17 protein-coding genes and 1 other RNA gene are annotated in these 21,357 nt (G+C 72.5%); 4 read left to right on the forward strand and 14 right to left on the reverse strand.

Going from position 1 to position 21,357, the window contains the following annotated elements; all coding sequences use genetic code 11:
- Positions 1-23: 23 nt before the first annotated feature.
- From ABD299_RS22240 to ABD299_RS22255, 4 genes are all read right to left on the reverse strand, one after another.
- The gene (locus ABD299_RS22240) at positions 24-1,418 is read right to left on the reverse strand and encodes an MFS transporter (RefSeq protein WP_344265606.1); all 1,395 of its coding nucleotides are present in this window, start codon (positions 1,416-1,418) and stop codon (positions 24-26) included.
- 108 nt (positions 1,419-1,526) lie between these two features.
- Positions 1,527-2,561 (reverse strand): DUF1015 family protein, encoded by a 1,035-nt coding sequence (locus tag ABD299_RS22245; protein ID WP_344265609.1) that lies wholly within the window; start codon positions 2,559-2,561, stop codon positions 1,527-1,529.
- On the reverse strand, positions 2,551-3,777 hold the full coding sequence (locus ABD299_RS22250; RefSeq protein ID WP_344265611.1) for an ATP-grasp domain-containing protein: 1,227 nt from the start codon (positions 3,775-3,777) through the stop codon (positions 2,551-2,553). Before ABD299_RS22250 ends, ABD299_RS22245 begins: the two co-directional genes overlap by 11 nt.
- A 77-nt stretch (positions 3,778-3,854) precedes the next feature.
- A complete protein-coding gene (locus ABD299_RS22255) occupies positions 3,855-4,028 on the reverse strand; it encodes a hypothetical protein (protein ID WP_344265614.1) in 174 nt (57 codons plus the stop codon).
- Between the two features lie 213 nt (positions 4,029-4,241).
- Here ABD299_RS22255 and ABD299_RS22260 point away from each other — a divergent pair, with 213 nt between their 5' ends.
- Positions 4,242-5,168, forward strand: coding sequence for a helix-turn-helix transcriptional regulator (locus ABD299_RS22260; RefSeq protein WP_344265617.1), 927 nt, complete (start codon positions 4,242-4,244; stop codon positions 5,166-5,168).
- 75 nt (positions 5,169-5,243) lie between these two features.
- Here ABD299_RS22260 and ABD299_RS22265 read toward each other — a convergent pair whose 3' ends face one another.
- From ABD299_RS22265 to ftsE, 6 genes are all read right to left on the reverse strand, one after another.
- Positions 5,244-7,169: a penicillin-binding transpeptidase domain-containing protein gene (locus ABD299_RS22265; protein ID WP_344265620.1), complete on the reverse strand. Its 1,926-nt coding sequence runs from the start codon at positions 7,167-7,169 to the stop codon at positions 5,244-5,246.
- A 108-nt stretch (positions 7,170-7,277) separates the two neighbouring features.
- Positions 7,278-7,648: a transfer-messenger RNA gene (gene ssrA, locus ABD299_RS22270) on the reverse strand.
- 175 nt (positions 7,649-7,823) lie between these two features.
- Complete coding sequence (gene smpB / locus ABD299_RS22275; protein ID WP_344265623.1) at positions 7,824-8,303, reverse strand: SsrA-binding protein SmpB; 480 nt, start codon at positions 8,301-8,303, stop codon at positions 7,824-7,826.
- Positions 8,304-8,320: 17 nt separating this feature from the next.
- Positions 8,321-9,469, reverse strand: coding sequence for a S41 family peptidase (locus ABD299_RS22280; protein WP_344265626.1), 1,149 nt, complete (start codon positions 9,467-9,469; stop codon positions 8,321-8,323).
- Positions 9,470-9,549: 80 nt separating this feature from the next.
- Positions 9,550-10,461, reverse strand: coding sequence for a permease-like cell division protein FtsX (gene ftsX / locus ABD299_RS22285; protein WP_344265629.1), 912 nt, complete (start codon positions 10,459-10,461; stop codon positions 9,550-9,552).
- A 30-nt stretch (positions 10,462-10,491) separates the two neighbouring features.
- Positions 10,492-11,181: a cell division ATP-binding protein FtsE gene (gene ftsE, locus ABD299_RS22290; protein ID WP_344265631.1), complete on the reverse strand. Its 690-nt coding sequence runs from the start codon at positions 11,179-11,181 to the stop codon at positions 10,492-10,494.
- A 206-nt stretch (positions 11,182-11,387) separates the two neighbouring features.
- Here ftsE and ABD299_RS22295 point away from each other — a divergent pair, with 206 nt between their 5' ends.
- The gene (locus tag ABD299_RS22295) at positions 11,388-11,585 is read left to right on the forward strand and encodes a hypothetical protein (RefSeq protein ID WP_344265634.1); all 198 of its coding nucleotides are present in this window, start codon (positions 11,388-11,390) and stop codon (positions 11,583-11,585) included.
- A gap of 160 nt (positions 11,586-11,745) precedes the next feature.
- Here ABD299_RS22295 and ABD299_RS22300 read toward each other — a convergent pair whose 3' ends face one another.
- The 4 genes from ABD299_RS22300 to ABD299_RS22315 form a co-directional block, all read right to left on the reverse strand.
- The gene (locus ABD299_RS22300) at positions 11,746-12,396 is read right to left on the reverse strand and encodes a hypothetical protein (protein WP_344265637.1); all 651 of its coding nucleotides are present in this window, start codon (positions 12,394-12,396) and stop codon (positions 11,746-11,748) included.
- Positions 12,397-12,635: 239 nt separating this feature from the next.
- Positions 12,636-13,742, reverse strand: coding sequence for a peptide chain release factor 2 (gene prfB, locus ABD299_RS22305; RefSeq protein WP_344265640.1), 1,107 nt, complete (start codon positions 13,740-13,742; stop codon positions 12,636-12,638).
- A gap of 52 nt (positions 13,743-13,794) precedes the next feature.
- Entirely contained in the window at positions 13,795-15,033 is a 1,239-nt protein-coding gene (locus ABD299_RS22310; RefSeq protein WP_344265643.1) for a serine/threonine-protein kinase, read from the reverse strand.
- 115 nt (positions 15,034-15,148) lie between these two features.
- Entirely contained in the window at positions 15,149-16,789 is a 1,641-nt protein-coding gene (locus tag ABD299_RS22315) for a serine/threonine-protein kinase (RefSeq protein ID WP_344265645.1), read from the reverse strand.
- Between the two features lie 356 nt (positions 16,790-17,145).
- Between ABD299_RS22315 and ABD299_RS22320 the strand changes: the two genes are divergently transcribed.
- Positions 17,146-19,716, forward strand: a complete 2,571-nt coding sequence (locus ABD299_RS22320) for an FHA domain-containing protein (protein ID WP_344265736.1) — start codon at positions 17,146-17,148, stop codon at positions 19,714-19,716.
- Between the two features lie 244 nt (positions 19,717-19,960).
- A complete protein-coding gene (locus ABD299_RS22325; protein WP_344265740.1) occupies positions 19,961-21,340 on the forward strand; it encodes an ABC transporter substrate-binding protein in 1,380 nt (459 codons plus the stop codon).
- Positions 21,341-21,357 lie beyond the last annotated feature (17 nt).

The raw sequence follows: 21,357 nt of genomic DNA on the forward strand, positions 1-21,357 counted from the left end.
ACGGTTTCCCGGGTGTTACGGGCTCACACCCCCGCGAACACGGGCTGCCGCTGCCGGTCGGCGCCGTCCGCGGCCGGGCTGTCGTGCCCCCGCGCGTCCGGCGACCGGCGCAGGTATACGGCCCAGGTGACCACGCAGCAGACCGCGTAGAAGGCCATGAAGGCCACGAACGCGGCGGTGCCGGTTCCGGCGGTCTGGAAGGACTGCCGGAACGCGAGGTTGATGCCGAGGCCGCCGAGTGCCCCGATCGCCCCGATCAGTCCGATGGCCGCGCCGGACAGCCGGCGGCCGTAGGCGGCGGCCTCCTCGCCGGTGAGACCGAGGGCCCGGGCCTTGGCGTGGTAGATGCCGGGGATCATCTTGTACGTCGAACCGTTGCCCAGCCCGGTCAGGACGAACAGGCTGATGAAGCCGAGCAGGAAGACCGGGAGGGAGGCGCGCACCGAGGCCAGCACGACGACGCCGGTGGCGGCCGTCATGGCGAGGAAGGTCCACAGGGTGATGCGGGCGCCCCCGCGCCGGTCGGCCAGGTAGCCGCCGACGGGCCGGATCAGCGAACCGAGCAGCGGGCCGATGAAGGTGAGCGAGGCGGCCTGGAGCGGTGTGCGGTCGAACTGGGTCTGGAGCACCAGGCCGAACGCGAAGCTGTAGCCGATGAACGAACCGAAGGTCCCGATGTACAGGAACGACATGATCCAGGTGTGCGCGTCGCGCACCGAGTCCCGGGCCGCTCCGGTGTCGTTGGTGACCGGGGCGAGGTTGTCCATGTAGCGCCAGGCGCAGTAGACGGACACCAGGATCAACGGGGTGTAGACGGCCAGCAGCACGCGGGGCTGGCCGGCTCCGGCCACGGCGATGACGAGCAGGCCGGCGAGCTGGACGACGGGCACCCCGATGTTGCCGCCGCCGGCGTTGAGTCCCAGCGCCCAGCCCTTCTTCCGCAGCGGGAAGAAGGAGTTGATGTTGGTCATGGAGGAGGCGAAGTTTCCGCCTCCGACGCCGGTGAGGACGGCGACCAGCAGGAAGGTGGTGTAGGAGGTGCCCGGTTCCATCACCACCCACGCCGCGACGGTGGGAAGCAGCAGCATCCCGGCGGCGATGACCGTCCAGTTGCGCCCGCCGAAGCGGGCCACCGCGAAGGTGTAGGGCACCCGGGCGACGGCGCCTACCAGGGTGGCCACGGCGACCAGGAAGAACTTCCCTGCCGGGTCGATGCCGTACTCCGGGCCCATGAACAGCACGAGCACGGACCACAGGGTCCAGATGGAGAAGCCGATGTGCTCGGAGATGATGGAGAAGAGCAGGTTGCGTCTGGCGATCCGCTCGCCGTGCTGCTTCCAGAACCGCTCGTTCTCCGGGTCCCAGTGTTCGATCCACCGCCCGCCTCGGCGGGCGGCGGCGGTCTTCGAGGTGGCCATGGTGCCTCCACGGTCGTCGGGCGGCTGGATGAACCGTTCGCTTTCCCGACGTTAGGCAGGCCGCGTTTCCGGACGGTGGCCGCAGGTGACGCAGGCGAAACCTTCGGCTCACCCGGGCAGGGAGACGGCGGTGAGCGCGGGCGCGGCGATGTGCTCCAGCACGGGTTTGGGCCCCAGGCTGGCGCTCTTGCGGGGAAGCCCCGCCCCGCTGGCCACTCCCGCCCAGACCTGGTTCCACGTCGGCCGGGGCAGGATGACGCCCGGGTCGGCTGGGGACGGCTGGGAGGTGACGTGACGCGGCCTGGGCAGGATGCCCTGTTCCTCGCAGAGCGCCGGGATGAGCACGTGGTCGCTGATGGCGGCGTCCAGTTCGGCCCATTCCGAGGGCAGGAACCGAAGCCGGCCCGCCACGGTGGCCATCGCGATCCGGGAGATCTCCCAGGCCTTGCCTCCGCCGGTCAGGACGAAGGTTCCCGGCGGCAGCGGGCCCTGTACGCCGGCGGGCCGGGAGCGCACCCGGGCGAACCGGGCGGCGGCACGGGCGGCCCGGCCGGCGTCCAGCCCGGGGACGATCCGGTGGGTGGCCGACAGGGTCAGCGGGTACCGGGCGTGGTCCACCACGAGCGCCGGCATGCGCACCCGCCCCATCCGCCGGGCGGCCGCCAGTCGGTGATGACCGTCGGCGAGCAGGACCGGGGGCAGCGCGGGCGGATCGGCGGTCCAACGGGGGGCGCAGGCCCACAGGCGCTGTTCACCGCCGTCGGGAGTGCTCAGCACCGAGTCGGGGGGACGCCGGGTGGTGAGTTCGGCGCACTCCCGGAAGCCTCCGGGATCGGGGGCGGCCAGCAGCAGCGGCTCGGCGGCACCGCCGGAGCGCTGCAGCAGCCGTGCCTGAGTGCGCACTTCGGACTCGCTCACCTGTGAGTGCCGCAGGATGTGGCCGGTCTCGGTGCCCCGCAGGTCCAGCGCGCCGATGACGCCCCGCTGTTCGACGGCTCCGGTGGCGTCGCGGCGTTCGAGCACGTGATAGCAGTCCGCCTGGCCGGCGGCGTGCGCGAGGGCGCTGCGGAAGGGCAGCAGAAGGTCGGTCCGGGGGGCGGGAGTTCCGGGAAGGGCTGCTGTGGGGAGCAGCTCAGGCCGCACTGGGTTCAGGCTCCTTCGGGAGGGTGACGGCTGTCCGCAAGGTCTCCTGGGCCTTGCGCAGCACCGCGTCCAGTTCTTCGGGACTGTCCGCGGTGGCGGTGATGTAGCCATGTCCGGCGACCCGGCTGGTGGTCGCCGGCACATGGCGGCCGTGGGGCGCGGTGAGCTCGACCCGGGTGACCCCGGGCAGGGCCCGTGCGTCGTCGACGCCGAGCACCGTGTCGAGTTCGGCCGCGGTGAGGTGGAGGTGGCGGATGCCCGCACACCGTCCGCGTACCGGTGGCTCGGGCGGCTGGGGAAGACCGAGCACGGCCGCGATGGTGCGGGCGGGAAGGTCGATGCCCGTGGCGGTTCGCAGCAGTTCGGTGACGTGTTCACCGCCGGGGTGGGCGTGCGACTCGATGAGGCGGGGGCCTCGGGCGGTGATGATCACCTCGGTACGGGACGGGCCGGTGTGGTGGCCGGCGGCGGTCAGGGTGGCCTCGACGAGCCCGGTGAGCCGGGCCGTCACCGGGGGGTCGAGCTCCGCGGGGAGCTCCTGCCCGGTCTCCGCGTGGCGGGGGACCCCGGTGGTGCGCACACGGCAGACGGTGAGCACGGTGTGCGTCCCTCCGGCGGACAGGGCGATGACGGCGTACTCCGGGCCGTCGAGATACTCCTCCACGATGAGGGCGGGCTCCGGGGGAAGCCGGCGCGCCAGGGCTGAGGCTTCGGCGGCGCTGCGCAGGGTGTGGACAGCCTGACCGCCGAAGCCGGTTCTGGGTTTGGCCACGCAGGGATATCCGACCCGTTCCGCCACCGCGGGCAGTGCTGCCGCCCGGTCACAGCGTTCGAACCGGACGGGGGCGTCGGTGACCTGGTTGACCCGGTCCCGCAGCGCTGCCTTGTCGGTGAGGTACGCCACTGCCGCGTGCGGGTTTCCCGGCAGCCGGAGGGCCTCATTGGCCCGCGCGGCGGCCAGCGCACCGGCCTCGGTGAACCCGAAGACGGAAGCCGGTTCCGAGGCAGGCCGGATCGTCCCGGCGACGCTCAGCAGCCGGGGAAGATCCGACCAGTCCGTTTCCACGGCCCGGTCGGCCGCTGCCGCGGCCTGCCGGACGCCGGGAGCGGCGAGGTCGGGTGCGAGCACCAGGCTCCGCGCTCCGGCCCTCCGTGCCGCCCGGACCGCCGACAGGTGCGGACTGAGCAGCACCGCGGTGGGGGTGGGGGGCGTCATCGGACCGCTCCTTCAACTGGACGACTGACCTCGGAACCGGCCGGAGTCCCGTGGGGGGGGGACGTGGCCAGTGGGCGTCAGCCCCAGATGTTCCCCGCGGAGCCGACGTCCTCGGTGGACTGCTGCCCGGGGTTCTGCCAGATGTTGCCGGCCTGCGCCTGAGCGGCCGACTCCTGCCCGGTGGCCAGCGCCCCGGTGGCAGCGGTGGCGAGAGCCAGAGCTGCGGCAAGGGTGAGAGCGATTTTCTTCACGGGTTCCCTCTTCCGTGTGCACATTGGCGAGCACGAGTGGCATGCTGATGCAGTCGATGTTCACGAGCATCTTCGGCGAAGTCGATATATTCGCGCTGGCGTCATCTAGCCTGGCGTGTTGATGCCAGGGGCTGGGTGAGTCGTTCGAGGAAGAAGAACGTGCAGGAATCCGGCGAAATAGATGCAGCAGCCACCCGAGTCTATCGACTGCGTGTGATCCATCCCACGGATCGGGTGGCCCAGATCGCGGTGCGCGCGGAACTGACACCGCAGGAGGCCGCCGATGCCGAGAGCAGACTGGAGGCCCTCGGGCTGCTGAGACGTTCCCCCAGCGGCGGCTGGGTGGCCATCAGCCCGGAGAGCGCGGCGGACGACCTGCTGGCGCCCGTGGAGCAGGAGATACTGCAGCGGCGCATCACCATGGCGGCCACCCGGGCCCGCTTGCACGCGCTGTCCGGGGACTACCTGGAAGCCCGCAGCATGCGCTCGGCCAAGAGCAGCATCGAGATCATCGAGGGCATCGACAGCATCCGGGCGGTGATCGACGATCTGGCCCGCACCTGCGTCTCCTCCCTCGACGCAATGGTGCCCGGCGGCGGGCAGGACGAGGACGCCATCCGCGCCGCCACCCCGCTGGATCTGGAGACGCTGGCCAGAGGAGTGAAGATCCGCACGCTGTTCCAGCACAGCGCCCGGCGGCACTGGCCCACCACGCAGTACGCCACCAGGATCACCGCCGCCGGCGCCGAGGTCCGCACCACCGGCCTGCTGCCCTCCCGGATGCTCGTGTACGACAAGGGCTCCGCCGTCCTGCCGCTGGATCCGGAGCACACGGCCGCGGGGGTGGCCCTCATCCGCGACCCGGCGGTACTGAGCTTCCTGCGGCGGCTCTTCGAGCACTACTGGGAGCGCGGCCTGGACTTCTCCGAGGAGGAGGACTCCGGCCCGGCACCGACCGGCGTGGAGCGCGAGGTGCTGGCGCTCATGGCGGTGGGCAAGAAGAACGAGGCCATCGCGCACCAGCTCGGCATGTCGCCGCGCTCGGTCAGCCGCATCGTCGCCGGCCTGATGGAGCGTCTGGGGGCCGACAGCCGCTTCCAGGCCGGCGTGCGGGCCGCCATGAACGGCTGGCTGTCCTGAGCCCTGGGACCGCAGGCGGCCCCACAAGCGGCCCCGGAAGGGAGCCGCGGGACCGGCCGAGCCGGCCCACTGCGGTCAGTCCAGGCCCCTGAGCAGGGCGGCGGCGACCGGGCCGGCGTGCGAGCCGCCGGAGCCGCCGTCCTCCAGCAGGACCGCGAACGCCAGATCGCCCTCACCCAGGAAGCCGATCAGCCACGCGTTGGTGGACAGTTCGCCGTCCTCACCGGTGGCGAACTCGGCGGTGCCGGTCTTGGCGTGAGCCTGTCCCGGCACGCCGCGCAGCCCCGAGGCGGTGCCCTTGGTGACCGTCTCCCGCATCATCGCCCGCAGCGCCTCGAAGGTCCCGTCGCTCAGCTCCTCTGCCGGCCGGTGGGGCTCCCGGACCGCGTCCGGGACCAGCACGGGCTGCCGGAACGCGCCCTCGGCCACCGTGGCCGCCACGGAGGCCAACACCAGCGGGCTGGCCTGCACCCGGGCCTGGCCGATCAGGGAAGCGGCCAGGTCGTTCGCCCCCTCGGCGCCGGGCACGCTGCCGTCGAAGGTCGAGACCCCGACATCCCAGTCGCCGCCGATGCCGAAGGCCGCGGCGGTGTCGCGCAGCGTGCCGTCCTCGAAGCGGTCCCGGTTCTCGATGAACGCCGTGTTGCAGGAGGCGGTGAACGCCTCGCGCAGCGTCGTGTCCGGTCCCAGCTCGAACTCGTTCTGATTGTGGAACCGCTGTCCGTCCACGGTGGCGTACTTCGGGCAGCCGACCGGGTCCTCGGGGCCCACTCCGTCCTCCAGCAGAGCGGCCGTGCTCACCACCTTGAACGTGGAGCCGGGAGCGAGCCGGCCGCTGAGCGAACGGTCCGGGCCGGCGGCCGGCAGGTCGGCCGCGGCCAGGATGTGACCCGTGGAGGGCTGGACCACCACGATCGAGGCGTCCTGCTCCAGGCCGGCCAGCGCCTCCTCAGCGGCGCGCTGGACACCGGGGTCGATGGTGGTGCGCACCGGGGTGCCCGGCTCGCCGTCGCCCTGCTCGGCCAGGGTTTCCACCGGCTCGGCGGTCTGCCGGTCGGCGATCACCACGAAGGCCTCGGGGGTGCCGGTCAGTTGCTCGTCGTAGCGGCCCTGCAGCCCGTGGGAGCCCTCGCCGGTGCCGGGGTCCACGCCGCCGATCACCGAGCGGGCCGCGTGCGCCAGCGGCCTTGTGGCCTGCTGCGCCTGGAGCCCCTGGACCGCCGTCAGCGTGTCGGCGTGCTCCTGGTAGAGCGAGTCCCGCAGTGTGATCACGGGGACGGCCTGATCCGGGTCGGCAGCGGCCACGCGCTCCGCGAGTGCCTCGGTGTCCAGGCCGACGTCCAGGCCGTCCAGCACCTCGTAGGCGTCCTCCGGGTCCTCCAGCATGGCCGGCCACACGGAGAGATCCCACACGGTGGAGGGCCCGGCCAGTTCGCTGCCATCGGCGGCCAGGACGGGGGCCCGCTCGGGGTGCTCCACCCTGTACATCAGGGTCTGCCCCTCCGCCAGTCGCGGGTGGATGAGGGCCGGCTCGAAATGGACCTTCCAGGGTGCGTCGTCCGGGCCCGGAACGGCGTGGGCCGTCGAGTCGTAGGTCCATTCCCCCAGCGCCTCGAAGGTGAACACCGCGGTGAACGGCACCGCCATGGCACCGTCCGGTGCCCCCTCGCCCGCGTCCCGGGCACTGCCGGTGACCTCCAGTGCCGTCTCCTTCGCACCGAGGTTGCGCCGCACGGACTCCAGCAGCGACTCGGCCGCCTCCGGATCATCGGTGTGCGCGGCGGCCCGCGCCGGGTCGCCCGCCTCCCAGGCCGCCAGGAAATCCGCCACGCGCTCCCCGGCCGCGTCGGCCCGGGAGTCACCGGTGGTCCGCAGAAGCAGCACGGCGAGGACCGCGAGCACGGTGACGAGCAGCGCGGCCCCCGCGATGATCTTGGAGCGGTGAGCCGGCCACCGACTCGGCTGCCCCGGAGGGTCCCACCCCGTCACACTGTCGCCCATGGCCGCACACTACCGGGCGGCACCGACGGGCGGCACGGAAAGAGCCCCGCTGCCGTGATTCCGGCGGCGGGGCTCTTCCCCTCCCGGCCTTCACGGCCAGGCGGGGGATGGTGGAGATGGCGGGAATCGAACCCGCGTCCAACGGTGCAGAAGGAGGGCTTCTCCGAGCGCAGTCCGCTACGAGTTTCTCGGCCCCGGAGATCACGCGGACAAGTCTCCGACGGGCTCAGTCACTGTTGGTTGTCCCGCTCAGCTCCCGTGACCGAAGCTGACGGTGAGTTCCCTAGCTGATGCCAGGACCCGGGACGGGAACGCGCCCGGACTGACACTTCACGCCCGCTGCTCAGGCAGCGAGGGTGAAGGAATCGCGCTTCTGATTGGCGATTATTTTTTTGCGGCAGATGGTTTACGAGATCATTGCCGCGTTCCTCGGCTCGCTTCCCCTGCTTCGACAGCCGCTGTCGAAACCGATCATCCCCATATGGTGTTGACAAGAAGCACCCGCGAGGTATTCCCGCCGGGCTCCGGCACCTCCGGAACGGACCGGACGTCGAAGTCCCGAAGGGGCTCTTCGTGCCGACCGCCCCCGGGGGCGCCAATAACCATGGTACATGGTCCGGCCCCCGTTCCGCAGGGGCGTTCTCCGGGGCGGGCTCAGGCCCGCTGCTTGCGCCGGACGGCCGACATCGCCCGCTCGGCCTCCCGGCGGTCCTGCTTCTCCCGGAGCGTCTGCCGCTTGTCGTACTCCCGCTTGCCGCGCGCCAGCGCGATCTCGACCTTGGCGCGGCCGCCGGAGAAGTAGAGCTGAAGCGGCACGAGCGTCAGCCCTGTCTCCTGCACCTTCCCGATCAGCTTGTCGATCTCCGAGCGGTGCAGCAGCAGCTTCCGCTTGCGCCGGGCACTGTGGTTGGTCCAGGTGCCCTGCGCGTACTCCGGGATGTGGACGTTGTGCAGCCACATCTCGCCGCCGTCGAGCTGCGCGAAGCCGTCCACCAGGGACGCCCTGCCCTGCCGGAGCGACTTCACCTCGGTGCCGGTCAGCACCAGCCCGCACTCGTACGTGTCCAGAATCTGGTAGTCGTGCCGCGCCTTCTTGTTCTGCGCGATCAGTTTGCGACCCGTCTCTTTAGCCATGACCGGGCCATTGTTCCCTACCGGCCGGTCGCCAGGCCACTCAATACCGTGCGGGCCCGCGTCTCGGCGTCCTCTCCCGGCCCGACCACGACGTCCGGCACCAGGCCGTGCTCCTCCACCACCGCTCCCGACGGCATGACGTAGTGCCCCACGGTGAGCTCGGCCACCGAACCGTCGGGCTGTTCCCGGGGCATCTGGACCGTGCCCTTGCCGAAGGTCCGCGAGCCCACCACCACCGCCCGGTTGCGGTCCTGGAGCACGCCGGTCAGCATCTCGGCGGAGCTCATCGTCCCCGCGTCCACCAGCACCACCAGCGGGGTGCGCGTGTCACCACCGCGCTCGGCGTGCAGGGCGCGCTGGCTGCCGTGCACGTCGTAGGTGGCCACCAGGCCGCCGTCGAGGAACACCGACGCCGCCCGGGCCGCCTCCGTCAGCAGCCCGCCGGAGTTGCCTCGCAGATCGAGAAGGATGCCCTCGTCGCCGGCCGCTTCCCGCACCGCCGCCCGCAGCCGCTCGGCGGATCCCGCCGTGAAGGACGAGAGGTGGATGCGGGTCACCCCGTCCGCCTCCCGGCTCACGGTCACCGGCTCGATACTCAGCCGCGCACGCGTGGCCGGCACCTCACGCGGCTCCCCGTCACGCTCGAGCCCCAGCAGGACCGTACTGCCAGGCCCGGCGGCCTCCGGCCGGTCGCTGCCGCGCAGCCGGGCAACCGCCTCGGTCACAGGAACCCCGTCCACGGACTCGCCGTCCACCGTCAGCAGTATGTCGCCGGGGGTCACACCGGCCTCGTCGGCGGGACTCCCCGGGTGCACCCCGGAGACCTCGATGCGGCCCGCGGGGGTGCGGCGCAACGTGATCCCGGTGCCGATGTACTCGCCTTCCAGCGAGCGCCGGAACGCCTCGTACTCCTGCGGAGAGTACGCCGCCGACCAGCGGTCCCCGCTGCGGCTCACCAGCCGGGCGGCGTCGCCGGCGGGATCTGCCGGGGCCACCGCCTGCCGGGCGCCGGGCACCGGCCCCGGGTACGACAGCCCGCCGTCATGGCCGGCCGGCTCCCACGATCCGGTGGCGGCCCCGGTGGCCAGCACACTCGCCAGGACGCATACCAGGGCGGCACCGCGCCGGACAGGCCGGGGCGGAACGCAACGGGACGGATGCGACATGCTGCGGAGTGTAGGACACAAGCCGGTGGCGCACGGAAGGAGTGCCGGGTCGCGCGCCAGGGGGAAAAATCACATCTCCATTACACCTTCAGGTACTTGCGCAGTGCGAAGAAAGCTGCAACGGCCGGCATGAGGGCCCCGACGGCCAGGATGAACGGCAGCACCGACAGCACCGCGTCCCACCCGACGAACTCGATCAACGGGATGCGTTCCGCAAGGAAGTTGTTGATGGCGATGTACTTGACGCCGATCAGCATGACGCAGGCCAGGATGCCGCCCAGCAGCCCGGCGAGGGCCGCTTCGAGGATGAACGGAAGCTGGATGTAGAAGCTGGAGGCACCCACCAGCCGCATGATCCCGGTCTCCCGTCTGCGGCTGAACGCCGACACCCGCACGGTGTTGACGATCAGCAACAGGGCCACCACGAGCATCAGCGCGAACAGCCCCAGCGCCGCGTAGTTCACCCCGTTGAGCAGGTTGAACAGATTCTCCAGCAGCGACCGCTGGTCCTGGACCGAGTGCACCCCCTCCCGGCCGGCGAACGCGGTGGACACCACGTCGTACTTGGTGGGATCCGTCAGCTTGACGCGGAAGGACTCCTGCATCTGGTCGGGAGTGACCACGGCGGCCAGCGGCGAGTTCTTCTGCTGCTCCCGGTAGTGGCCGTACGCCTCCTCGGCCGACTCGTGGTACACCTCGTCCACGATGTCGAACTTGTGGAGTTCCTCCTCGATCTCCGTCTTCTGCTCCTCGGTCACCGCACCCTTGGCACACTCCGGGTCGGTCTCGGCGTCGTTCTGGTTGCAGAGGAAGATCGACACCTGGACCTTGTCGTACCAGAAGTCCTTCATGCTGTTGACCTGCTGGTTCGCCAGCAGCGAGCCACCGAGCAGCGACAGCGACAGGGCGACGGAGACGATCACCGCGAAGGTCATCGTGAGATTGCGGCGGAGACCGACGCCGATCTCCGACAGGACGAAGTGCGCGCGCATGGTGTTCTCTCAGTGCTCGTGGACGAAGGATCAGTTCTGGTAGCCGTAGACGCCGCGGCTCTGGTCGCGCACGAGACGGCCCTTCTCGAGCTCGATCACGCGTTTGCGCATCTGGTCCACGATCTGGGCGTCGTGGGTGGCCATGACCACGGTGGTCCCGGTCCGGTTGATCCGGTCCAGCAGCTTCATGATGCCCACCGAGGTCTGCGGGTCGAGGTTGCCGGTCGGCTCGTCGGCGATCAGCAGCATGGGACGGTTGACGAAGGCGCGGGCGATGGCGACCCGCTGCTGCTCACCACCGGACAGCTCACCGGGCATCCGGTCGTCCTTCCCGCCGAGACCGACGAGGTCGAGCACCTCCGGAACGGTCTTGCGGATCTGGCCACGCGGCTTGCCGATCACCTCCAGCGCGAAGGCGACGTTCTCCCCCACGGTCTTGTTGGGCAGCAGCCGGAAGTCCTGGAAGACCGTGCCCAGCTGGCGGCGCACCTGCGGCACCTTCCAGTTGGACAGCCGTCCGAGGTCCTTGCCCAGCACGTGCACGGACCCCTGGGTGGCCCGCTCCTCGCGCAGCAGCAGCCGCAGGAAGGTGGACTTGCCGGAGCCGGAGGAGCCCACCAGGAACACGAACTCGCCCCGCTCGACCTCCAGCGTGACATCGCGGAGCGCCGGCGCGGTCTGCCGGGGATAGGTCTTGGAGACACTGTCGAATCGGATCACGGTTACACCACGTCGGGACTGGGTAGGTGCGGCGGGAGCCATGTGCGGCTCCCCCCTCGGTGGGGCTGACCCTACGCGAAGCCGCGTCCGGCCCGCAGAGAGCAACCCTCAATTGCGGAGATTGCCCCTTTCCTCCCCTGTTTCTGCGCTTCGGCCCCGGACCTGGCACAGTGGAGGGCGGAGGGGACCGAGAGGAGACGATGGGCATGACCGCCGACTGGCTGGTGTGCGCGAACTGCGCGGGGCGGGTGAGCGAGGGCCGCTGCTCGGTCTGCCGGGCTCAGCTTGCCCGGCTGCGGCAGGAGCGCAGCCCCTGGGCCGCCGTGCTGAGCAGCCCCGCGGCCGTGATCGCCCTGCTGCTGGCACTGGCCGCGGTGGCGCTGCTGGTGGCGCGCCCCGCGTGACGGACGCCCCGTAGACGGACGCCCCGTAAGGGTGCGGTGGGCCGCTCGCAGCGGACACGCGCAGCTTGCCGCGCGTGTCCGGACCTGAGCCGGACGTGGTGCGGGCCCGAGGCGGGAAACCGCCTCGGGCCCGCAGTGCCGTTCAGGCACGTCCGGCCGGTCAGACCGCCTCGGAGCGTCCCTGGAGCAGGCGCGGCAGGTAGCGGAACGCCACACCGCCGGCGAGCATCGTCGCCGCGCCGATGATCAGCAGCCCGTCGGTGGTGGCACCCGTCTCGGCCAGCTCGGCCCGGTCGCCCTCCGCCGGCGTCTCCTCGACCTCGGTCAGGCCCTCCTCGGCCGGCGTCTGCTCGACGCTGCCGCCGCCGGTGCTCAGCTGCGGGCTGCCGTTGCCGCCCTCGCTGCCACCGCCGTTGGTCACGCCCTGCGGACCCCCGCCCCCGGGGCCGCCGTTGCCGTTGCCGTTGTCACCGCCCTGGTCGCCGCCGTTGTCACCACCGTCGGAGTCACCACCGTCGGAGTCACCACCGTCGGAGTCACCGTCGCCCGGGTCACCGTCGCCCGGGTCACCGTCGCCCGGGTCACCGTCGCCGGGGTCGCCGGGGTCGCCCGGGTCACCGGGGTCGCCCGGGTCACCGGGGTCGCCCGGCTCGTCCTCACACTCGTCGCCGATGACCGGAAGCCCCGGGCACGTGTCCTGGGCGGACGGGGACGCCTGTGCCGCACCGGCGACGGCGAGCGACGCGCCCGCGGCGAAGACGGCCCCCGCTGCAACACGCGCCACGAGGACGCGCGTCTTGGAACTGGCCATGTATCCAGTACCCCCTGTAGCAATTGTGGTTGTTGACGCCTCGGCGCCGAGAAGCAGCCTCGCACAGGGCAACGACGTTTGAACCAGGGCCCCCTGACGGTACATCGGTAGTGAGGGCCGCGGCGGCAGAAGCCGCCCCGATGCGGGCATGCCAATCGGACAGCCTTGCGGGAAGGCCGAGTTGAGTCAAGCGGGGGATGCGCCGAATGTCCCGCTGACACAGAACACCCGGACGCCGGTCACTTCTCCTGCTGCTTGCGCCAGCGGATGCCCGCCTCGAGGAAGTCGTCGATGTCACCGTCGAGCACGCCCTGCGGGTTGCCGACTTCGTGCTCCGTCCTCAGGTCCTTGACCATCTGGTACGGCTGCAGGACGTAGGACCGCATCTGGTTGCCCCAGGAGTTGCCGCCGTCGCCCTTGAGGGCGTCCATCTTGGCCTGCTCCTGCGCCCGCTGGTGCGCCAGCAGCCGGGACTGCATCACGCGCATCGCCGCGGCGCGGTTCTGGATCTGGGACTTCTCGTTCTGGCAGGAGACCACGATGCCGGTGGGGAGGTGCGTCATGCGGACCGCGGAGTCCGTGGTGTTGACCGACTGGCCGCCGGGCCCCGAGGAGCGGAACACGTCGATGCGCAGCTCGTTCTCCGGGATCTCGATGTGGTCGGTCTGCTCGACCACCGGCAGCACCTCGACCCCCGCGAAGGAGGTCTGCCGCCGCCCCTGGTTGTCGAACGGGGAGATGCGCACCATGCGGTGCGTGCCCTGCTCGACGGAGAGCGTGCCGTAGGCATAGGGGGCCTTGACCGCGAAGGTCGTCGACTTGATGCCGGCCTCCTCCGCGTAGGAGGTGTCCAGCACCTCCGTGGGGTAGCCCTTGCGCTCGGCCCAGCGCAGGTACATCCGCTGGAGCTGCTCGGCGAAGTCCGCCGCGTCGACGCCACCCGCCTCGGCACGAATACTGATCATGGCTTCGCGGGGGTCGTACTCGCCGGAGAGGAGCGTGCGGACCTCCAGCTCGTCCACCGCCTTGCGGACGGACTCGAGCTCGGCCTGGGCCTCGGCCCGGGCGTCGGCGTCGTCCTCGGAATCGGCCAGCTCGAAGAGCACCTCGAGGTCGTCGATGCGGCCGCGGAGCTCCTCGGTCTTCCTGACCTGCCCCTGCAGCCAGGAAAGCTTGCTGGTGACCTTCTGGGCGCTCTCCGGGTCGTCCCACAGCGAGGGGGCCGCCGCCTGCTCCTCGAGCACGGCGATATCGGCCCTCAGCTTGTCGAGGTCGAGGACGGCCTCGATCGACTCCATGGTGGAGGCCAGGGACTTCAGCTCTTCGGATACATCGACGACTGCCACACCCCCAGCCTAACGGCTGGGGGAAGCTTTCCGGCCCGGCCGGGCGGTGCCGTCACCGCGCGGTGCCGGAGAGCTCGGCGGCCGGCCGGTCGTGGCCCTCCCCGTCGCCGCCCGACGCGGCCATCCAGCCGCCCACGGCGAGCCCCACGGCCAGCAGCGCCGCGCCGACCGTGAGAGCGAGCCTGCGGCGGCGGGCCGCGGCGCCGTGCCTGGCCGAGCCCGCCCTCCGCTGGCCGGCCGCCCGGGGGGTCCGGGCGGTGCCGTGGGCGCCCCCGGCCAGCTCCTCCGGGCCGGGGACCCGCATCCGGGTGTGGGTGGAGCGCTCCGAGTCCGGTGCGGCACCGCGCACCAGCGGCACGGCACCGCGCAGTCCGCCCGCGCCGGTGGCCGGGACCGCGACCGGCTCCCCGCTGCGCGGCGAGGGGAGAACCGGCTCCTCCGCCGGGTCACGGATGTCCAGGGGCGGAAGCCCCTCCAGGGCCGGCAGCAGTTCCCTCAGCCGGGAGGCCAGTTCCGCGGCGCGCAGCCGGGAGGCGGGGGCCTTGGCCAGGCACTGTTGGAGCACGATCCACAGCTCGCGCGGGACGTCCGGCAGCTCGGCCGCCCGCTCGGTGACGTGGCGGCGCAGCACCGCGCCGAAGTGGCCGCCGCCGAAGGGCGTGAAACCGGCGAGAAGCTCGTAGAGGACGGTCGCCAGAGCGTAGATGTCGACGGCGGCACGGGCCGGGAGCCCTTCGACGATCTCCGGGGCGATGTAGTCGGGGGTGCCGACCACACCGCTGGTGCTGCCGTTACGGGGCTCGTCGATCAGCTTGGCCACACCGAAGTCGGTGAGCAGTGCCCGCGGGCCGTCCTGCGCGGTGTCGTCCAGGAGGATGTTCTCCGGCTTGACGTCACGGTGCACGATTCCGGCGGCATGGGCCACGGCGAGCCCGTCGGCCACCTGTGCGGTGATGATCACGGCGTCGCGGGGGGCCAGTCGTCGCTCGCGGTCCAGGCGGGTGCGGAGGTCGGTGCCACGCACCAGGTCCATGACCAGCGCCAGGTCCCGGCCGTCGCCGTCCCCTATCACCAGGTCCCGGACCCCGACGATATGGGGGTGCTCCAGCCCGAGCAGCGCGTGCCGCTCATGGGCGAAGCGGGCGGCGAGCCCTGTGTCGGCGGCGAGATCCTCGCGCAGCAGCTTGACGGCCACCGGGCCCTCGGGTCCCTCTCCGAGCCATACCGTGCCCGCACTGCCGCGGCCGAGGACGCGGTGCACGCTGTACCGGCCGCCGATTCTCCTTGCCATGGCGTGAGGCTACGACGCCCGGCGGACCGGCTCCGGACGCCGTGCCCGCCTTGTCCGTCTTTGCCGTGGCCGCCCCGGGAAAAATTCCGGCCCAAGTGTCGACAAATCCGCAATGTCAGCCGGACGGGATCTGCCCCTGGACGTCCTCCGCGAGTCCCGCCCACTCCCGCACGGTCTCGAACCAGTCGGTGACCGTCTCCCAGAAGCTCCGGCCCTCGGCGATCCAGTCCTGCAGCGGGGTGAAGTTCCACAGCAGCACAAGAACGACCACCATGATCAGCACCACGAAAAGGCAGCCCTTGAGGCAGCCGAGCCCCGGGATGCGCATGGGGGCCGAGGAGCGCTGCGCCGCGCGGCGCGGCGGCTCGGGGCGCGGCTCGGGACGCCGCGGCCGGGGCTCGGGCCGGTGGTACTGCTGCTGGTCGTAGTAGTCCTGCTGCGGATCGCGCCGGGGCGGGCGCTGCGGCTGCTGCCGGTACTGCTGCGACTGATGGTGCTGAGGGGGCTGCTGCTGCGGCTCCGGGGGGCGCCTGCGCTGCCGCTGGGGAGCCCGGTACAGCGGATCGTGCGCCGGGTCCATGGGCTGGATCTGGGTCTGCTCGTTCCGGTCCCGGGCCGCCCGCAGCTGGTTCTCCCACGGGTGCGAGCCGTCCCCGCCCGCGCCGGGCGCCGGCATCGCCCGGGTCGGCTCCGGGCCGGGCTGCCCGCCCGCCCGGGGCAGCACGCTGGTCGCCGCGTCCGGCGACGCTCCCGGGCCGCCGGAACCGCCGGGCAGCGCCTGAGTGGGTTCCGCCGAGCCGGGCGGGCTGATGCCGGTACCCGGCACCCGGGCCGGGGACGGGTCGGGCAGCAGCAGTGCCGCGACACCCAGCGCCGCGTTCCGTTCCCGTTCCCCCGCGTGCTCGCCGATGCCCGCGGCGACGGTGCGCAGGGCCCGGCCCAGACTGACGGCGCCCGGCCGCTCTCCCGGGTCCTTGCGCAGGCAGCGGTCGATGACCGTCCACAGCGGGTCCGGCAGCCCCTCGGGGCGCGCGGGCTGCTCACCGCGGTGGCGCTGGAGGACCTCCAGCACGCTGCCGCCGGAGAACGGCGGACGACCGGTGACCAGCTCGTACAGCAGGATGCCCGCGCCGTAGATGTCCACCGCGCTGGTCTGCGGGCGGCCCTCGGCGGACTCGGGCGCGACGTAGGAGGGCGTGCCGACGAACTCGTGGGCCCGGGTCACGCCCGGGGAGTCCGCGAGGCGGGCGATGCCGAAGTCGGTGAGCATCGGGCGCAGCGGCTCCCCGTTCTCTCCGCCCCCGGCCAGCAGCACGTTCGCCGGCTTGAGGTCGCGGTGGACCACGCCCTTGGCGTGGGCGGCGGCGAGCGCGTCGGCGATCTGCGCGGTGAGCAGCGCAGCACCGACCGGGCTGAAGGGGCCGTTCTCGTGCAGATAGCGGTGCAGGTCGGGGCCGTCGATCAGATCCATGACCAGGGCGAGCAGCTCGCCCTCGACCACCAGGTCCCGCGTCCGGACGATGTTGTCGTCGGCGAGCCGCAGCAGCACCGACCGCTCACGCAGGAAGCGCATCACGACGTCCGGGTCGTGGGCCAGCTCCTCGCGCAGGACCTTGATGGCGACCCACTCCCCGGGCTCGCCGGGCACGGCCGCCTCCGCCCCGGCGGTCTCCCGCTGGCGCCCCCGCCAGACGGTGCCGGTGGCGCCGCGTCCGAGCGGCTCCTCGAGCAGGTACTTACTGCCTACGGGCCGCACGTGCGCTCCCTGGATCGTCGCGTGGTGGGACAGGACGGCAAGCGGGCCGGCACGGAGCCGTCCGGTGAACGTGCCGGTGGAACGGATCGGAACATGGTGGAACAGCGGCTGCCCACTGTAATAGGACCGGCGAGACCTCCGACGGCCCACCGCAGGGTCCGGTCACGTGCCCCGGGGCCCGGCCGTGAACAGGGCGGCACCGATCAGTTCTGGTCAGATCTGCTCAATCAAGATCGTCACGTGCCCGCGACGGGGGCCCCTGTCATAAACGGGTGCGAGGATGCATGCAGCATCGGACTCGATGCGACCGGGAGACACAGCCGGGGCGACAGAGGTGACCGGGAGGGCCGATGCCGATCCAGACCAGGTTGACCGTTCTCGGGCCGCTCGGCGGCCATCCCACGGGCAGCGGCTCCGGCACCGACGTGGCGGTCACGGCCCCCGAGGGCACCTCGCTCGCCGATGTTCTCGGCGCGCTCGCCACCGCGGCGGCGCCCGGCTCCGGCGTGCCCGGCGCGGTCTACTGCGAAGGCCGGCGCCTGGACCCCCGCTCCACCCCCCTGGGGCACCCCCCGCTGGTGGACGGCGCCGTGATCTCGCTCCACCGCCCGGCCGACGCCCCCTCCCGCGTCACACCCCCGGCCGCCCGGCTGATGGTCGTCTCCGGGCCGGACGCGGGTGGCGTCCACCTGCTGCACGGCGGGGAGATCCGCGTCGGCCGGTCGGCCGGCGCCGACGTACCGCTGGACGACCCCGACGTCTCCCGGCTGCACTGCGTCGTGAACCTCGCCCCGGACGGCTCGCTCACCGTGGCCGACCTCGGTTCCACCAACGGCACCACGCTGGACGGCGTGCCCGTGACCGCCGACCCGGTGCCGCTGCGGCCCGGTGCGCTGCTGCGCGTCGGCGAATCCGCCCTGCGGATCGTCACCGGCGACGGCCCGCCCGAACCGGTCACCGACCACGCCCCCGCGCTGCCCGGACCCGAGCAGACCGCCGCCGGACGTCCGGCCCGCCGCTGGGGCAGACGGCGGGCGGGGGCCACGGCGTCCGCGCGGCCGGAGCGCACCCCCCTCCCGGAGCCGCCTCCCGGTGACTGGCCGGACCCGGCCGGTGTCCTGCTCACCGCAGTGGAGTCCGGTCCCCGGCTGTGGGAGAACGACCCGTCCGGCCGGCCGCCCTTCACCGTGCAGGTGGGCACCGTCCCCCGGGCCGCCGGTCCGCTGTACCCGATAACCGTCGACCTCACCGCCGCGGGCTCGCTCGGCCTGGCGGGCCCCGGGGAACGGCTCACCGGACTGGCCCGCTGGGTACTCGCTCAGCTCGCGGTGCTCCACCCGCCGGCCGTGCTGGAGATCGTCGCGGTAACCCCCGGGCTGGCCAGGGAGTGGTCGTGGCTCGGCTGGCTGCCCCACCTGCGGCCGCTGCGCGGCCAGGACTGCCGCCTGCTGCTCGCCTTCGACCGCCGGCAGGCCGCCGCCCGCCTGCGGGAACTGACCGAACGGCTCGCCGCCCCGCCCGAGCGGGCGCCGGGGGGCGCCGGGCCGTCCCGCCGGACAGTGGTCCTGCTCGACGGCGACCCGGGCGGGAGCGAGCAGCACGAGGCCGTGGCGCGCCTGGCGGCTCACGGGCCGCAGGCGGGAGTGCACCTGCTGTGCCTGGCCCGCACACCCCCCGCCACACCCGCCTCACCGCTCGCCGACACCCTGGCCGCCGCCCGGCGCGAGACACCGGCCGTCGCCGCCTGCGGCACGGTCGGCCTGCTCAGTGGGGCGATGGCCACCACCGTCCGCCTGGTCGGCCCGGACGGCGAGCCCGGTGCGGCGGCCACCGCCGACGCGGTCTCCCCGGCCTGGGCCGAGCGCTTCGCCCGGTCGCTCGCCCCGCACGGGCAGCCCGCCGGTGCCGCGCCGGGGGCGCCCTCCGTACTGCCGGACAGCTGCCGCCTGCTGGACGCCCTCTCGCTCTCCCGGGTGACGCCGGTTGCCCTGCGGGAACGCTGGGCCCGGCGCTCCGGCCTCCCGCTGGTGCTGGGCACCGGGCCGCAGGGGCCGGTGACGGTGGATCCGGCCCGCTCGCCCGGTCCGGTACTGGTCGAGGGCCCTCCGGGGTCCGGACGCACGGAGCTGCTGTGCTCGATGGCGGTCTCGCTGGCCGCCGCCGCGAGCCCGGCGGACCTCGCGCTGCTGCTGGTGGAGGGCTCCAAGGACGGTCTGCGGCCCGGGGCGGAGCTGCCGCACACCGCCTGTCACCTGGACGCCAGGGACCCGGTCAGGATGCGGGCCTTCGCCCAGTCGCTGCGCGCCGAGCTCAAGCGGCGGGCGGCCGTCCTGGGCGATCGTGAGTTCACCGAGCACGCCGTCTCCGGCGGCGTCCGGCGGGTGGTGGCGCCACGGCCCGCCGGGCGCAGCGGCGAACCGCCGGAGAGTACCGAGCCGCCGATGCGCACGCCCGTCTGCGGACCGCTCCCGCGGCTGGTGGTACTGGCCGACGACGTCGAGGCCCTGCTGGACCCTCCGCTGGGCGCACCCGGGCGGCAGGCGGCAGGCTCCGTGATCCGTGCCCTGCGGGCAGTGGCCGAGGAGGGGAACCGGCTGGGCGTGCACCTGATCACGACGGCCGAGCCCGGCGGAAGGCCGGCGGGCCTGCGGATCCGGTTGACCGGGCGCCCGCCCGGCCGGGCCGAACTGCTGGGCAAGGACGGTTCCCTGCCGGTGTTTCAGGCCGGACGGGTCACCGGCAGGATCCCGCGCACGGCGACCCTGCGGCCCACGGTGGTCCCGCTGGACTGGACCCGCGCGGGCGATCCGCCCGCCCGGCGTCCGGTGCGGGAGCTGGGCAACGGCCCGACGGACGTGGCCCTGCTGGCCAGTGCCGCCACCCGGGCGGCCCAGCCGGACCAGGCGACGGCGGCATCATTGGTCTAGTCTGCTGTTCACCGGGTCATGCCACTATGACCAGGCACGATCCGGTACTGCGCGTGGTCTGGCACCCAGAACTGGCAGGTTGTTGCCACCCCGGTAACAGGGCCATTACAAAGAAGGGTCCGTCAAGTGGCGCGCTTGCCTGGTCCGCTCCCGGCGCGTAGGACATTCCGCACAGGACGTGCGACGTGGCCGGACTGCTCAGCCGCAGAACGGCCACGCGCCTTACAGACAAGGGCGGTTGACAATGCGCAGTTGGGTCCACAGCTCCCGGAGGACCACCCGTACAGCGGCAGTGGTGGCGGTCGCTTCCGCCCTGGCCCTCACCGCGTGCGGAAGTGATGACGGCGGCGGCGGCGGAGGCAATGGCGGCGGCGAGACCGAGTCCACTGTCGAACTGCCCGACCTCAGCGGCCAGCAACTGGAGATAGCCGCGGTATGGACCGGCCCCGAGCAGGCCAACTTTCTTGAGGCGGTGAAGGAGTTCGAGTCCCGCACCGGGGCGAAGGTGAACTTCGTCCCCACCGGTGACAACGTGGCCACCTTCGTCGGCCAGAAGATCGAGGGGGGCTCCCCGCCGGACGTGGTGCTGCTGCCCCAGGTGGGTGTGCTGCACGAGTTCGCCGACCGCGGCTGGATAGCCCCGGTGGACGACGCCGTCCAGGAGCAGCTCGACGCCAACTACGGCGACGGCTGGAAGGACCTGGGGGCCCACGAGGGCGAGCAGTACGGCGTCTATGTGAAGGCCGCCAACAAGTCCCTCATCTGGTACAACACCACCGCCTTCGAGAACGCCGGGGTGGGCGAGGCGGAGACCTGGGACGACTTCATCACCAATGCCCGGACCATCTCGGACTCCGGCACTCCGCCGGTCGCGGTGGCCGGCGCGGACGGCTGGACGCTGACCGACTGGTTCGAGAACATCTATCTCTCCCAGGCCGGCCCGGAGATGTACGACCAGCTGGCCAACCACGAGATTCCGTGGACCGACGACAGCGTCGCGCAGGCGCTGGAGACCCTGGGCGAGCTGTTCGGCGAGGAGAGCCTGCTGGCCGGCGGCAGCGCGGGCGCGCTGCGCACCGACTTCCCGACCTCCGTGACGCAGCCCTTCTCCAACCCCGACGCGCCCGCCGCGGCGATGGTCTACGAGGGCGACTTCGTGGCCTCCGTCATCGCCGACTCCACCGACGCGGTGGTCGGCGAGGACGCCCAGGTCTTCCCGTTCCCGGCTGTGGGCGAGGAGGCTCCGGTGGTCAGCGGCGGCGACGTCGCCGTGGCCGTGGCCCCCGACGGCCAGGCCTCCGAGGCGGCACAGGCCCTGCTGGCGTTCTTCGCCTCCACCGACGCCGCCCGCATCTGGGCCCAGCAGGGCGGCTTCGTCTCCCCCAACAGCCAGCTGGAGTTCGACGCCTACCCCGACGAGGTGCAGCGTGACATCGCCCAGGCACTGATCGAGGCCGGGGACGGCTTCCGCTTCGACCTGTCCGACCAGGCCCCCGCGGCCTTCGGCGGCACCACCGGCCAGGGCATGTGGCAGGGCCTGCAGGACTTCCTGCGCAACCCCGGTGACATCGAGGGCGCGCAGGAGTACCTGGAGTCCCAGGCCGCCAGGGCCTACGGCGACTGACCGGCCGGAGCTGCTGT

Source organism: Streptomyces sodiiphilus (genome assembly GCF_039529215.1).
GTDB classification, from domain to species: domain Bacteria; phylum Actinomycetota; class Actinomycetes; order Streptomycetales; family Streptomycetaceae; genus Streptomyces; species Streptomyces sodiiphilus.